Genomic DNA, 12,684 nt, shown 5'->3' with positions numbered 1-12,684 from the left:
AAACGGAATTATTCTAATGTAAACCATTTTTAACATACTATTTATATATCTTTTAAAATTACTAGCTAAATCTTTATTTTAAGGAAATAATTTCTCAGTTAAGCCCAATAATCTAAATAAATACTGATTTTTAAAAACAAAAAGTTAATTACAGTTAAAAATAGTAAAGATGATGTCGTTTTAAATGGTGTTTTGACAATAATTTTTAATTAGATTAATAAATAGATATTATAATTAAAATGTAAATTAATATGGTGATAAAATGGTTCTGGATTTGACAGATATTGGAATTGAAGAAGGGCAGAAATATGAAGGGATTTACACTACCATGAGCAAGGACGGTGTAAAAAATGCAGCGCCAATAGGAATTGTATGCAAAGGCAAAGACAAACTTGGATGCAGATTATTTGTCGGCACACAAACCCTGAAAAACATTATGGAAACACGAAAATATGTTGTAAATATTACATTTGATCCCATAAATTTTGTAAATTCAACCATCGGAAACTTGGATATTGAAGAGTTTACAGATGATGAGGACATTGCAATATTGAAAAATGCAGAAGCATATATCATTTGTGATGTCACAGATATTAGAAAAATGGATCCGATTAAAGACCATGTAACATCAAATGGAGAAGCTTATATCATAAGCAGTGATGTTGTGGAAATAGTCAAAAACAATCCATGTGCAAAGGCTTTAAACCGAGGAGTATTTGCGCTTCTGGAATGCCTTACAAACTATACTCGGCTTGACCTTGTAAGTAAGGAACAGCAGGATTATTTTGTCGGAAGGTTCAATGAAAACAATCGTATGATTAAGAGGGTTTCTGGACAAGATACTATAAAAGCTATGGAGATTCTTAAAAACAGCATGATAGAAAAGGGTTTTGACGTTGAATAAACCCTGATTTTGCCTTTAATTTTAGTTAAACACATGGTGGGTGCTGAATCAAATTATTTTAATAGAACAGGACATAACTAGACGTTTCGCTCCATCCATCACATTTATCATCAATTTTAACAAATCTTTCATGGGATTGAAACTTATGAGTTTATAGTGACAAAATCAATAAAAAAAAAAAAGACTAAATTAAAAAATTGTAAAATCAAAAAAAGAAAAAAAAGAAAAAATTGTAAAGTATGCCATTACATTTGAGTAATGTTGCCTTGAGCTGCAGCTGCAATCTGTTCAGCTTGTGCTTGAAGACTTCCCATAATGTCAGAGCATTGTTGTAAGTTAGCTAACATTTTATCTAAGCTATCTTTTAAGTCTTCTTTTTGTCCAGCGAGAATTTCGCGGGCGCCATCAGCATCTTTTTTTACAGCAAGGCCGGAACCGATACTTACAATGATTTCATCAGTACTTTTAAGTTCCCCTTTAATGAAAGAACCAGCACCTACAGGAACGAAAGCTTCAACTGCTTCTTTTCCTTCAATGTCATCGAGAGTGTTGGATAATGCATCCACTTCAGCGATGGAAGCTTGAATCAATTCAATCTGTTGTTGGATTAACTCAGCTTGCTGTCTGTATGCATTAATTTCATTAAGAAGATTGTTTAATCTTTGCTGATCTTCCATAATAACACCTACACGTGCCTATAAAATTTCTTTTACGATTGGGTCTTCGACATCTTCAGGAGCAATTTCTTCAATTTCTTTAATAGAAATTTGGTTCCTGGTAATACCATGTTTACTTCCGAAACGTTCGTAGATTTTTTGTTCTACATCAGCTTCACAAGTAGCTTTGTATTCTTTAGTAAACTTATGATATTCATCGCCCATTACAAAAGTACCTTTAACTCTGTAAATTTTTGTTATCATATTAAATCCCTCATGATATATTAATTAAAAATCATCTAAAAAGCCTAATGCTTCTTCAACTCTAGCCATTTCAGGACCAGTACTATCTTTAGCTACAATTGCACCATTTGAATTGGAAATGATACAAGCGCCGACTAAAGAAATACCTCTACCAACAGTACCAATATCTCCTTCTACACCAAATACTTCTTGAGCAAAGTTTATTTCACTTGGAACAGCGTTACCACTGATTAAGAATCCTTTGTTGGTAACTGAAATCAAAGAACCGATAATGTCGCTGCCAACCATGGAAGTTGCTTCGACATTAACATCCAAAGTCTCTTCAATCACTTGAACAGCTTCGTCAGATAAAAATGGGCTTACGATAGCTCCGGTGTCGTTTGCTGCAACAATATTACCCACAGCAGTGTATTGACCCGGAATTGTTGCCACATTTAAACCAAGCTCTTCAAACTGTTTAATTTCTCTATCCAAAACATGTGGGGAAACAACAATACCATTTGAATTAGCAACAGCTAAAGATCCAATGAGACTGCTACCTGAAATTGAAGACTTAACAACTTCAACATCTAAAGCTTCCTTAATAATATCCGCCTTTTCATCTAAAAGGGTATAAGGAACAATAGCTAAATCGTCAGTTGCTAGAACAAAGACTCCAACATTCGGATTTCCTACAATATCTACTCTTTTTAACATATTGTTACCTCACATTTGTACTCAATAGCATGGTAAAGGTACTATAGCTATTCTGCTAAAGTAGCTTGTACAACACCATCATCATCTTTAACTGCTTTTACAGTAATTTTAGAAGGTATTTTTTGAATACCTCTTTCCCAAATAGCATGATTGATAGATTCATCAATTTTTACTTCTTCAGCTTTCATGTGTTTGGTTAAGAAGTTTTTTACTTCTCTGATAGCTCTAGGAGCTCTGATAGTCCTTTTAACGTTTTTTACATTTCTAAGTGGAATTGTGTAAACTCTTTCCATAATAACCCCTCTTATAATTTAAGACTGTTTCTTCTCCAATGTCTAGGTTTTGGTCTGTATCTAAGTTTACGGTTAGTTTTAGCATAAGCCCAGATTGGAATTCTCCTGTTTTGTTTGTTTGCTTTTGCCATTCTTAATTTTTTAGCTAATGGTTTATTTCTACTCATTTTCTCACCTGTAATACATATAATAATTATTTTTTATATCCGATAACACGAGTTTGATAATGTTCGGGGAAAATGTCCAATGAATTTCCTCCTTTCTCATCAATCAAAGTCCTTATTTCAACCTCATAATCTGAACTGTTGTCCTTGTTGCTCTTCTCATGAGATATTTCGAATAGATTTGATGTGATTAACTTAACAGATTTGTGACCAAAACTGTCCAAATTAATGTACTGGACATCTTTTCTATCTTCAAGACTTCTTATTTGATTGACATTGAGTTTCGGGGTTCTGTCATCCCTTCTTGTCCCGTCTGCAATAATATCGTACTCCTCAGCGACCTTTTCAATGACATTTTCGTGGATGAATTTGATTCCATCATTCGGGAACCCGTCATTCATTATCATGTCACAGGTTTTATCAAGCAATCCGATGTCCAAATCAAGAACCCTATGATTAAAACCTAAGGATTTTGCTGATTTGCTTGCTGGAATGTATGACTTGTATACGCCAAAGTTAGCGGTGCATAATTCTACATCAAGACCTAACCTTTTAAGCATGACTGCCATAAAAGATGAATCTTTACCACCACTATACAAAACACCAGCTTTCATTGATATTATTTCCTTGTGATTTTAATTTCTCTTTTCTGACCAGCAATTTGTCTTAAAAGAACTTTTAACTGATCATCAGTAACTTTACCTCTTAAACTGCCTGCTTGCGCAGATTGAATCAATTGAAGTTCAATTTGATTAACAAGTTCAGGTTTAGTTAACTTAAGGTTAGCCAATCTATTACGTGCCTCAGGGGTCATAATTTGAGCTAACATTTGTTTTTTCTGAGCTTCGAATTGTCTTTGAGCTTCTTGTTGCTGTGCTTGAGCAGCTGCTTGCTGTTGCATTTGATTTTGCGCAGCAGCTTGTTGAGCTTGCAACTCAGCCATCCTTTTTTGACGAATTTCATCTAAATCGCTCATATCAAACTCTCCAAATAATCTAATTAATATTTTGCAAGTTCAGGAATATCTTTAATAATTTCAGCAGAAATTTTATCTAAGAATGATCTTCCTGCTGGACTAACAACTCTTCCACCTTCAACTTTTTCAACATATCCTGCGTCTTCTAATTGGTGAAGTGCGGTTCTGATGATAGATCCACTTCCTTTTCTGAAAACTTCAGGACGTACTCCACGGTCTTTTTTACCGCCGTAAAAAGTTCTTAAACTAATAACTCCCACTGGACCATCCATGTATACTCTTCTGATAATGGAAGCAGTCCTAATATACCACCAATCTGCGTTTTCTGGTTTTCTTTCTTTGTGAACACCAGTTTTAACAAAATTGGACCAGGCAGGGGAATTGATTTTATCATTATTTTTAAATTCTTCTGCGACTTTTTCAATTAATAAATCTGCAGGTACATCAAATACAGTAGTCATATTAATTCTCCAATATTTATTTTTATTGTAGCTTAATCCACTGTAAATTTAAGACCTAAAAAAATAGGGCCTGTAACTCTAAATTTATAATGTTTAAGGCTTTTTTTTGTAGATTACAGCAACATGTCCTCTAACGTCAATGAGCTGAGCTCTTGTTTTTGTGACAATTTCGTCGATGTAATCATCTTTATTTCTAGCGATATTTTTTGCAAATTTAAGTTTAACAATTTCATTAGCCTTGAGCTGACGTTTAATCTCTTCGATAACATTATCATTAACGCCACTTTTACCAATGTTGATTGTCATTGCGGAAAGAGCTCTATTCATCATTTCTTTTTTTGATTGACTCATATTTAGCTCTCCTTTTTAACTTTTTTTCCCTGTGATAAGGAATTTTCATAACATGGCCACATTCACCACAAAAAATGTTAACTTCCGAGTTAACTAGCCGGACGGTGCAATTATGACCAGGGTAAAGGAATTTCTTGCATTTCTTACAATATCTTCTGGACCACTTTTCAGGGACCTTCGTATTGTACTTGGTGGATAACTTCAAAGCAAGTTCTACATAACGATCGGATCTTTCCGGATGGGTGATGAATTCCATCTCGGCACGCTCAAAAAGGATATTCATCCTTTCAATCGCTATTTCAATCATCCACTTCGGTCTTTTTCCTCTACTCAAAATATCCTCCTCATGAATTATGAAAATAGGATATAATATTCAAAATTGATTTAAAATGATTTGCGCAAATTAAAACAAAAACCATAGTTAAAAAGTAACCTTAGGTTAATATGAATATTAAGAATAATTATGTTTTTATCTATTTATAAAGGTTGTGGATTTTTCAATATTTTCGAGTGGATTGAAAAATCATTTGAAAATTAGTGTTGAGTGATAAGCCAATCCATAAAATCGACTTCACCCACCGGAAAAGTAATGCGGTCAAAAATGGCATCCTCAAGCAAATCGATGATTTTACCAATGCCCAATTCACCAACATCAATCTCCTGAACATTTTCACCATAAATGTCATAGGCTTCCGCAGTGCATACTCCCATCGCTTCGGCTTCGAGGTTTTCATGAATTTTCGATTCGGAATAATCACGCTTTTCCAGCCTTGAACGCAATATATCAGGATGCACCCTTAAAACAAATACCTTATCTGCCCCCTCACACAAATGCGCCAAATGCCCTTCAAAAATAAGCAATTCACTGCTGCAGGATATTATTTCATTGACTTTTTCATTTAATCTGTCAACATCAATGATTTTATAGCCTTTGTTTTCATCAATGCCCAATACAAAATCATTTTCAATAGCCAAATCATTAATCTTGACTAACCTGCACTCTAACTTATCAGACAATCCTTCACTTACAGTAGTCTTTCCAGTGCATGGAGTTCCTGAAATAAAAATAGTCTTTTTCATAAAAATCAAAAAAAGAATTATTTTTTCAAAATAATTCTTAAAACGTCTTCATCTTCGAGCACATGATCGGGACCTACCTTCTGACCTGGGAATTTAACTGAAGTTCCCCAAACCTTCGCATGGCGGAAATTCTTAACAAACTCCCTGTGGAGTTTTCCGCATGCATCAATGACGGTAGAACCTTTCTTGATAACTAACGGGTCTTCCATATCCGCTTTTCTTCCTTGAGGTTTAAGGTAGACTCTCACCAAGTCAAGATTGTCAAATATTAAATCCTTCAACTCATCAATATTGGTGTTTTTGTCCGCGGAAATTGGAATGAATTCCGGAATGTATTTTTTCAGCTCTTCGATATATGCCTCATCTACAAGGTCAACTTTATTCAATAGGACCAGCATCGGAACATATGACTTGTTCCTGTCAAGCACGTCAATGAATTGGTCTATTGTCACATCATCCCTGAAAAGCACATCCGCATTGTGCATTCCATACTCATTAATGATCGACCTAATTGTCTTTTCATCCAAATGAGTCAATGGACAAGTTGATGAAACCTTTACACCACCGAGCTTTTTCCTTTTAACTGTAACATCCGGAGGTCTTTCATTAGGTCTGATACCAATACTCCTTAATTCGTTGATAATAACATCCAAATGTTGTGGATTCAAAGTATCTAAAACAACTAAAATTAAATCTGCAGTTCTGGCAACGGATAAGATCTCTTTACCTCTTCCTTTACCGCTACTTGCACCGGTAATAATTCCAGGGATATCGAAAATTTGAATTTTGGCATTTTTATGTTCCATTACTCCCGGAACTATGTCCAATGTTGTAAACTGATAAGCTCCGACTTTACTTTCCGCGTTTGTTATGTTATTTAAGAGAGTGGATTTGCCAACAGAAGGAAAGCCTACAAGAACCACAGTAGCATCACCGGATTTTTTTACATGAAAACCCTGACCTTTGGACCCGCCACTGCTTCTTTGCAAAGATTCCTCTTTTAATTTGGAAAGTTTTGCTTTGAGTTTACCAATATGGTGTGAAGTAGCTTTATTATATGGTGTCTTTTTTATTTCATCTTCAATGTCTTTTATTTTCTCTTCAATCCCCATTAAATCACCATGATTAAAATAAAAAAAGGAAGATTAGGAAAATCCTAATCTATTATGCAGTGCTGTTTGATGAGCTCGCACCGCCAGCTACAGTATTGTTGAAGTTAACTTGGTACAACATTACACCGTTTTCAGAATGGACATTGGTGAATACATCCTGACCAGCACCACCCAATAGGAATAAACGTGTGAACATTGAATTTTCCAATTCATTGCTCATTAAAATAGGTGTGTACTGATTGCTGTTACCCATCAGGAATAAAGTGAAGTTTCCATCTTCAGCACCTTTGATAGACTCATTTTTCATGAGATATCCATCTTCAATTACAATGAGATTGGATGCTTTTAACGGATTGTACTCACTGTCATTCAGTTTGAGTTTTTCACCAGTAGCACTATTTAACGCTTCAACATGTGCTGCTGTAGTATTGTTGCCTGTACCCCTTTCAATGACTGCCCTTATGTCCATACCGCCGGAATCGAGTATGGATAAATTGCCTGTTTGACCAGGTTTAACGGTTACTTGGCTTGTTGGAACGTAATAGTTATAGTTTACTGAAGATTGGTTTTCGAAGTTCCATGCTCCAAAGTAAGTCCACCAGCCAGCCTTTTGAAGCATATCTGAAGATGCAACAAATATCACCGGACGAGGGTTTTCAGGGTGTGTAAAGTTAACCACGTAAGCTGCTTGTTGTGAATTTAGATTATATTTGTCAACTAAAGTTTTTTGAGCATCGGAAGATGATTTCGGTAAGATATCAATTAAAATATGCACTGATTTACCTGAATCACCAGTAATATTCACTAATGCTTCGGTAGCTCTTTCACCTGTTGTATCCAACATTCTAAATATACCTGCGGACAATTCCAGATTATCCGTAGTCATAGCTTGACCCAGCCAGAATGCACGGCTTCCTGTCTGGGAACCTCCATCGAATGTTACCTGTTTATCGGCAGCAATCTCAAAGAGGTAACCGAAGTCCCACCATGATGTGATAACAGTGTCATTAGATTGGGTTTCATTAATCCACTGCATTGCATTCCACATTGAATCGCTGGTACCCGGAACTACAGTTTGGGAAGTAAGATAAGCACCGCAAATTGTTGGAGTGACAAGAGCTATTGCAATAGCTGCTATTACAACATATTTTTTAAGCGGAACTTTGGTGGCCGCATTAGGTTTAATTCCATAAATTGCAACAACACCAACTGCAATAATAACTAAGAATAATGCTATTCCGAAAATATTGTTGATAGCTGCCAATGGCAATGCTGCTAAAAATCCGCATAAACAGACAATAACAACCAACCATCTGTCGTCTTCCAATCTGTTTTTAACATAGTCTGAAGCATAACTTACAAATATACCTGTCAATAACGCAAATGGTAATACGATAGTTGTAATGAACCTTGAACCTCTACTTACCGCAAGTGCAGTAATTACAATCCATACAACAAATAATGTGGCATATAAAACTGTTAAACGTTTGTCTGCTAAAATTTCATTGTCTCCACTGAATTTCAAATCAGCTAATGAAAGTTTAAACTTACGATCATTATCAATTCTTTTAGCTGCTGATAACCTGTTTCCTTTTTGTGGTTTGCCTTCAGTCTTAACAGCATCTCTAACTGATCTGAATTTAAATGATCTGGAAACCAGTACATAAATAACGGTTAAACCAGCGAATAAGATTGAAATTCCACCAATACCGTTGACTACACCATTAGTATTAGCCAGGAATGCAGAAGTAAGTCCGCTTCCAAGTAAAGACGGCATTTGCATCTCTGCAACAGAAACAAGTACGTTAGGGAAACCGCCAACTACTCTAGAAGCAGATTGCAAGCTTAATAAACCAGTTAAACTTCCAAATATTCCAAATACCCCGTCGACGCCTTTGAAAATAGCGAGACCCGCAAATCCAATGATTCCTAAAATCACTATAGACAATAATGCGTCCTGATGCAATAGCCAGGACAACTTAGACGGATAATCACTTTTGTCATCACCAATGTTAAAGAAGTAACATACAATTAGATATGCGATTGAGAATATTCCCATTAAACCTATGTAAAAGATATAACCTGTCCATGATTGTGAGAACAAACCAATTGATAAAATTGATAATACAGCAAAAACAACCTTCCAGATAATATTATCAGCTCTTATAGTCTCAACAAAGAAGAATATGAAGAACAGGGAAAATATGTAATAGAACATATCTGTATCGAAAAATCCTGGGAATGTGTGTGCAAAGTAGTTTGGAGCAAGAACAATAAGTAATGTTGCAACTATTGCGCCCAAATCATTTGTTAGTCTTCTTGAGAATATATACGCCGGGATTACGGCAAGTGTAGAAATTATTGCTCCAGTCCAGAAAGCAACTTCTTTTATTGAATAATTTCCACCAAATACACTGTTTGCAACATCGTGCAACCAATTAGTAAGATATACTATGCCCAGCTCATAATTAATCTTATTTCCATCAGGAGCGTACCTATGCATATCCCACTCGCTGCCGTTAATCATTTTGTCTCCGACATAACCGTGATCAGCATAATCCTGAGTCAACCTTAAGTTATAGTATGAATCCATTTCACTGAAATAAGGAAGACCAGAGGAATCCACGTACTCACCTTTGATATCGTTATTGAGTACAGGTAAATCGGCTGCAGGAGCCTTTAATGCAAAAACAACAGCCAACAAAATCAAAATAATGATTATTGATTTACTGATTGTTAAAATTGTATTTTTATTCATATAAAAATCCTCTATACCTTTAATATTAAAATTCCATTGAGTGAGAATTTTAACTCATTATTAAAATTATAAGAAACAAATAAAAATATTCGAATGATATGCAAAATATTTTTATTGAATTATATTTATTATTTTTCTATTATTAAATATTATGTATTAAAAAAAAATTCAAAAAAAGTAAATTTTAATTTACTTTACTTTCGAGTTCATCAAGGGAACATGTGAATTTGCATCTCGGAAATCCACTGCATCCAACAAATTCTCCAAAACGGCCAGACCTTTTAAGAAGATCCTTACCACATTTAGGACATTTGCCAACAACTTCACGATTGCCGCGAGGTTGAGTATTTTCTTTACCGCAATTAGGATCGAGACACATTTCCTGGCGATTCTTTCCTTTTCCTGCCACAATCATTGGAAGGCCACATTTATCGCAGGTTTTCTTAATGACATTCGCGTTTACCGGAAGAGAATAAGTGACCTTACAGTCGGGATAATTGGTGCATCCTACAAAGTCGCCGTAGCTTCCTGAACGTTTGACCAGTTTTCCACCACAGCTGCACTCGCCGACAATGTTGCTTGCCTGATATGCTTCATAAAGCTTAGATCCTATACCTTTAATGTTCTTGTCGATATCTATTAGGATTTCCTTAACTTCCTTTTCTCCTTCACTGACAACGCTGTCTTTAGTGGTCTTGTCAGTATTGATATCCTCAAGCTTTATTTCCAAAGACCTTGTTAACTTTTCGCTTGTCAGATTTTTACAGTAGGTATCCAAGGTATCAATCAAGTCCTCACCTAGAGTGTTGACTTCAATTTTGCTTCCTTCTATGTATTTCCTGTCGTATAGCTTGTCAATGATATCGGCACGGGTAGCCTTGGTTCCGAGATTTTTCTTTTCGAGTTCCTTAATTAATGAAGCCTGATTGTAACGGGCAGGAGGTTTGGTTTCTTTTTCTTCTGAAATGAGTTCCTTAACGCTCATAATATCCCCTTCCTTAACGTCAGGGAACCTTTCATTGTCTATTTTTTTGAACGGATAATGTTCCATCCATCCTTTGTAGGTAACTCTTCTTCTTGAAAACTTGAACTTTTCGCCTTCAATGTCAAGGGTTGTTTTCATGGTTTCAAACTTGGCTGCATCGAAAAATACTGCAATGAACCGGTATACTATTAAATTATAGATTTTCTGCTCGTCGCTGTTCAACTTGGTCGGCAGGATCCCTGTTGGGTGAATAGGTGGGTGAGCAGCATCCTCTTTTTTACCGTTGTTCGGCTTCAATCTGGAAGGCAATTGGTCAATGTGCTTTTTGAATTCATGATTTGCAGACAATTGCTTGAATATTGATTCAAAACCTAAACTTTCAGGCAATTTTTGAGAAGAAGTACGTGGATAAGAAGTATAACCTGCACTATAAAGGTTTTGAGCGGCAATTTGAGTTCTTTTTGGTGAAAATCCAAATACACTGTAAGCTTCAGCTTGAAGACCGCTTAAATTGAATGGTACTGGAGGTTTGGTTCTGGAATTGGAAATCTCGATTTCATCGACAACCGCATCCTTTCCGTTACACTTGTCAAAAATCTCTTCGGCCAATTCGCGATCGAAAATGTTTCCAGCGACATGCTTGATTTCAATGTCTTCAAAGTCCAGAATCGCCTTGATATTCCAGTACGGTTCAGGTACGAACTCCCTAATTTCCTTTTCACGATTGACCAAAATGGACAATGTCGGAGTTTGAACTCTTCCAACAGATAATTTCAAGAATCTGTGTTTGGTTTTGCGAACGGAATCAGAAAGAGCAATTGAGATATTCATTCCGAAGTAATAATCCAAAATATGGCGGGCAATACCGTTGTCGACCTGATGCATGTCAATGTCAATTCTGTTTTCATATGCATCTATGATGTCTTTTTTGGTTAAAGTGGAAAATTTCATCCTAGATGCTTTTTTAAGTGAATCTGCACCGCATGCATACTTTAAAGCATTATAGCCTATCAAGGTTCCCTCTACATCGTAATCGCAAGCATGAATATATGCATCAGCATCCTTTCCGAATTTTTTAATAGCTCTAAGGTAGTTCTTGGTAAATGAACTGGCTTTGCTCGCTTCATAAGAAGGCACCCAGTGCAAGTTAAAAGATACTCTGTACCTTGCTTCCTTAGGAATCAATGAATACAAATGACCAACACCAGATAATACTGTAATGTCTTTTGAATCCCTAGTTAATTCCCAGTATTTAACTTTTTTATTGTATACTTTCTTTTTAGCACTTGGTGAAAGCGCCTTAGCTATTTTTTCAGCAGAACTCGGTTTTTCGCAAATTATTACTTCATGCATTATATTCTTCCCATCTCAATTATAAACATATTTTAATAAAATATGTACTATAAAAATATTTCTATTCTCAAAAAATCAGCGAAATAAAAAAAAATTAAAAAAAATTATTCTTTTTTAGGAGTTAACTCCTCATTGAAAAAACGATAGAAATCGGCACAGAAATCACAAATAGGATATTTATCATGCCTATAATATGCTAAATCCGCTTTTGCCATATCAAATTTCTTACCGCAAATAAAACAAGTTTCAATTTTTTCTTCAGACATGTTATGACCTTAAAAAAGTAAAAAAAAGTAGGTTAAATAATTTAACCTATATTATATTTTTGCAAGAGTAAAATCTCTTCGGTAGATACTTTTCCACCGTTTTTGAATTTTTCAAAGATTTCTTCAGCTCTTTCTCTTTCTTCACGGTTTTTGTTGGATCCACCGGAAGATTTGTTATCGGATTTTCTGCGTTTAGGTTTGTTGGAACCTAATTTTTTGTTGATAACATGAATGTCGCTTAAGATAGCTTTGAACTCTTCGTGTTTAGCTGAAGCGTTTTTACGAGCTTCGATGAATTTTTTGTGAGCTTCGTCAGCTGCGGTTCTGATATCATCGGTTTTTCTGAAGTAGGTGAGCATTTCTTC

Annotated in this window: 16 protein-coding genes and 1 pseudogene; 1 reads left to right on the top strand and 16 read right to left on the bottom strand. The window is 35.4% G+C overall.

Annotated features, from left to right (window positions below):
- The first annotated feature begins 262 nt into the window (after positions 1-262).
- Positions 263-904, top strand: coding sequence for a DUF447 domain-containing protein (locus Q0W25_RS04350; RefSeq protein ID WP_298519362.1), 642 nt, complete (start codon positions 263-265; stop codon positions 902-904).
- A gap of 245 nt (positions 905-1,149) precedes the next feature.
- Here the strand turns inward: Q0W25_RS04350 and pfdA are convergent, their stop codons facing one another.
- From pfdA to Q0W25_RS04270, 16 genes and pseudogenes are all read right to left on the bottom strand, one after another.
- A complete protein-coding gene (gene pfdA / locus Q0W25_RS04345) occupies positions 1,150-1,581 on the bottom strand; it encodes a prefoldin subunit alpha (RefSeq protein WP_297826206.1) in 432 nt (143 codons plus the stop codon).
- 18 nt (positions 1,582-1,599) lie between these two features.
- Positions 1,600-1,824, bottom strand: a complete 225-nt coding sequence (rpl18a, locus tag Q0W25_RS04340; protein ID WP_297826203.1) for a 50S ribosomal protein L18Ae — start codon at positions 1,822-1,824, stop codon at positions 1,600-1,602.
- Positions 1,825-1,848: 24 nt separating this feature from the next.
- A complete protein-coding gene (locus Q0W25_RS04335) occupies positions 1,849-2,520 on the bottom strand; it encodes a translation initiation factor IF-6 (protein ID WP_297826200.1) in 672 nt (223 codons plus the stop codon).
- Positions 2,521-2,567: 47 nt separating this feature from the next.
- Positions 2,568-2,813, bottom strand: coding sequence for a 50S ribosomal protein L31e (locus Q0W25_RS04330; RefSeq protein WP_297826196.1), 246 nt, complete (start codon positions 2,811-2,813; stop codon positions 2,568-2,570).
- 11 nt (positions 2,814-2,824) lie between these two features.
- Positions 2,825-2,980 (bottom strand): 50S ribosomal protein L39e, encoded by a 156-nt coding sequence (locus Q0W25_RS04325; RefSeq protein ID WP_004032463.1) that lies wholly within the window; start codon positions 2,978-2,980, stop codon positions 2,825-2,827.
- Between the two features lie 26 nt (positions 2,981-3,006).
- Positions 3,007-3,591: a hypothetical protein gene (locus Q0W25_RS04320; protein WP_297826192.1), complete on the bottom strand. Its 585-nt coding sequence runs from the start codon at positions 3,589-3,591 to the stop codon at positions 3,007-3,009.
- A 5-nt stretch (positions 3,592-3,596) separates the two neighbouring features.
- Positions 3,597-3,953: a DNA-binding protein gene (locus Q0W25_RS04315; RefSeq protein ID WP_297826189.1), complete on the bottom strand. Its 357-nt coding sequence runs from the start codon at positions 3,951-3,953 to the stop codon at positions 3,597-3,599.
- A gap of 23 nt (positions 3,954-3,976) precedes the next feature.
- The gene (locus Q0W25_RS04310) at positions 3,977-4,414 is read right to left on the bottom strand and encodes a 30S ribosomal protein S19e (protein WP_297826186.1); all 438 of its coding nucleotides are present in this window, start codon (positions 4,412-4,414) and stop codon (positions 3,977-3,979) included.
- Between the two features lie 93 nt (positions 4,415-4,507).
- Complete coding sequence (locus Q0W25_RS04305; RefSeq protein ID WP_297826184.1) at positions 4,508-4,765, bottom strand: YhbY family RNA-binding protein; 258 nt, start codon at positions 4,763-4,765, stop codon at positions 4,508-4,510.
- Positions 4,734-5,099, bottom strand: a complete 366-nt coding sequence (locus tag Q0W25_RS04300) for a ribonuclease P protein component 4 (protein WP_298519355.1) — start codon at positions 5,097-5,099, stop codon at positions 4,734-4,736. The genes Q0W25_RS04305 and Q0W25_RS04300 overlap by 32 nt, the downstream gene beginning before the upstream one ends.
- A 200-nt stretch (positions 5,100-5,299) precedes the next feature.
- The gene (locus Q0W25_RS04295) at positions 5,300-5,845 is read right to left on the bottom strand and encodes an adenylate kinase family protein (RefSeq protein ID WP_298519350.1); all 546 of its coding nucleotides are present in this window, start codon (positions 5,843-5,845) and stop codon (positions 5,300-5,302) included.
- Between the two features lie 17 nt (positions 5,846-5,862).
- Positions 5,863-6,957 carry a GTP-binding protein gene (locus tag Q0W25_RS04290; RefSeq protein ID WP_297826177.1) on the bottom strand — a complete coding sequence of 365 codons (1,095 nt, stop codon included), beginning with the start codon at positions 6,955-6,957 and terminating at the stop codon, positions 5,863-5,865.
- Positions 6,958-7,009: 52 nt separating this feature from the next.
- Complete coding sequence (locus tag Q0W25_RS04285; protein WP_298519347.1) at positions 7,010-9,715, bottom strand: STT3 domain-containing protein; 2,706 nt, start codon at positions 9,713-9,715, stop codon at positions 7,010-7,012.
- A 184-nt stretch (positions 9,716-9,899) separates the two neighbouring features.
- Entirely contained in the window at positions 9,900-12,053 is a 2,154-nt protein-coding gene (gene topA, locus Q0W25_RS04280) for a DNA topoisomerase I (RefSeq protein WP_298519344.1), read from the bottom strand.
- Between the two features lie 104 nt (positions 12,054-12,157).
- Positions 12,158-12,319: a hypothetical protein gene (locus tag Q0W25_RS04275; RefSeq protein WP_298519342.1), complete on the bottom strand. Its 162-nt coding sequence runs from the start codon at positions 12,317-12,319 to the stop codon at positions 12,158-12,160.
- Positions 12,320-12,360: 41 nt separating this feature from the next.
- Positions 12,361-12,684, bottom strand: a pseudogene (locus Q0W25_RS04270) (phosphoserine phosphatase SerB); the annotation flags it as partial.

This window comes from uncultured Methanobrevibacter sp. (genome assembly GCF_947166415.1).
Lineage (GTDB): Archaea > Methanobacteriota > Methanobacteria > Methanobacteriales > Methanobacteriaceae > Methanocatella.
This window is presented reverse-complemented; position numbering and strand designations above follow the sequence as displayed.

Bases quoted from the DNA above. Each gene is read 5' to 3' on its own strand.
- Q0W25_RS04310 (WP_297826186.1), bottom strand. From the start codon at position 4,414: ATGACTACTGTATTTGATGTACCTGCAGATTTATTAATTGAAAAAGTC.
- Q0W25_RS04320 (WP_297826192.1), bottom strand. From the start codon at position 3,591: ATGAAAGCTGGTGTTTTGTATAGTGGTGGTAAAGATTCATCTTTTATG.
- Q0W25_RS04285 (WP_298519347.1), bottom strand. From the start codon at position 9,715: ATGAATAAAAATACAATTTTAACAATCAGTAAATCAATAATCATTATT.
- pfdA (WP_297826206.1), bottom strand. From the start codon at position 1,581: ATGGAAGATCAGCAAAGATTAAACAATCTTCTTAATGAAATTAATGCA.
- Q0W25_RS04290 (WP_297826177.1), bottom strand. From the start codon at position 6,957: ATGGGGATTGAAGAGAAAATAAAAGACATTGAAGATGAAATAAAAAAG.
- Q0W25_RS04335 (WP_297826200.1), bottom strand. From the start codon at position 2,520: ATGTTAAAAAGAGTAGATATTGTAGGAAATCCGAATGTTGGAGTCTTT.
- Q0W25_RS04350 (WP_298519362.1), top strand. From the start codon at position 263: ATGGTTCTGGATTTGACAGATATTGGAATTGAAGAAGGGCAGAAATAT.
- Q0W25_RS04330 (WP_297826196.1), bottom strand. From the start codon at position 2,813: ATGGAAAGAGTTTACACAATTCCACTTAGAAATGTAAAAAACGTTAAA.
- Q0W25_RS04275 (WP_298519342.1), bottom strand. From the start codon at position 12,319: ATGTCTGAAGAAAAAATTGAAACTTGTTTTATTTGCGGTAAGAAATTT.
- rpl18a (WP_297826203.1), bottom strand. From the start codon at position 1,824: ATGATAACAAAAATTTACAGAGTTAAAGGTACTTTTGTAATGGGCGAT.
- Q0W25_RS04315 (WP_297826189.1), bottom strand. From the start codon at position 3,953: ATGAGCGATTTAGATGAAATTCGTCAAAAAAGGATGGCTGAGTTGCAA.
- topA (WP_298519344.1), bottom strand. From the start codon at position 12,053: ATGCATGAAGTAATAATTTGCGAAAAACCGAGTTCTGCTGAAAAAATA.
- Q0W25_RS04295 (WP_298519350.1), bottom strand. From the start codon at position 5,845: ATGAAAAAGACTATTTTTATTTCAGGAACTCCATGCACTGGAAAGACT.
- Q0W25_RS04305 (WP_297826184.1), bottom strand. From the start codon at position 4,765: ATGAGTCAATCAAAAAAAGAAATGATGAATAGAGCTCTTTCCGCAATG.
- Q0W25_RS04325 (WP_004032463.1), bottom strand. From the start codon at position 2,980: ATGAGTAGAAATAAACCATTAGCTAAAAAATTAAGAATGGCAAAAGCA.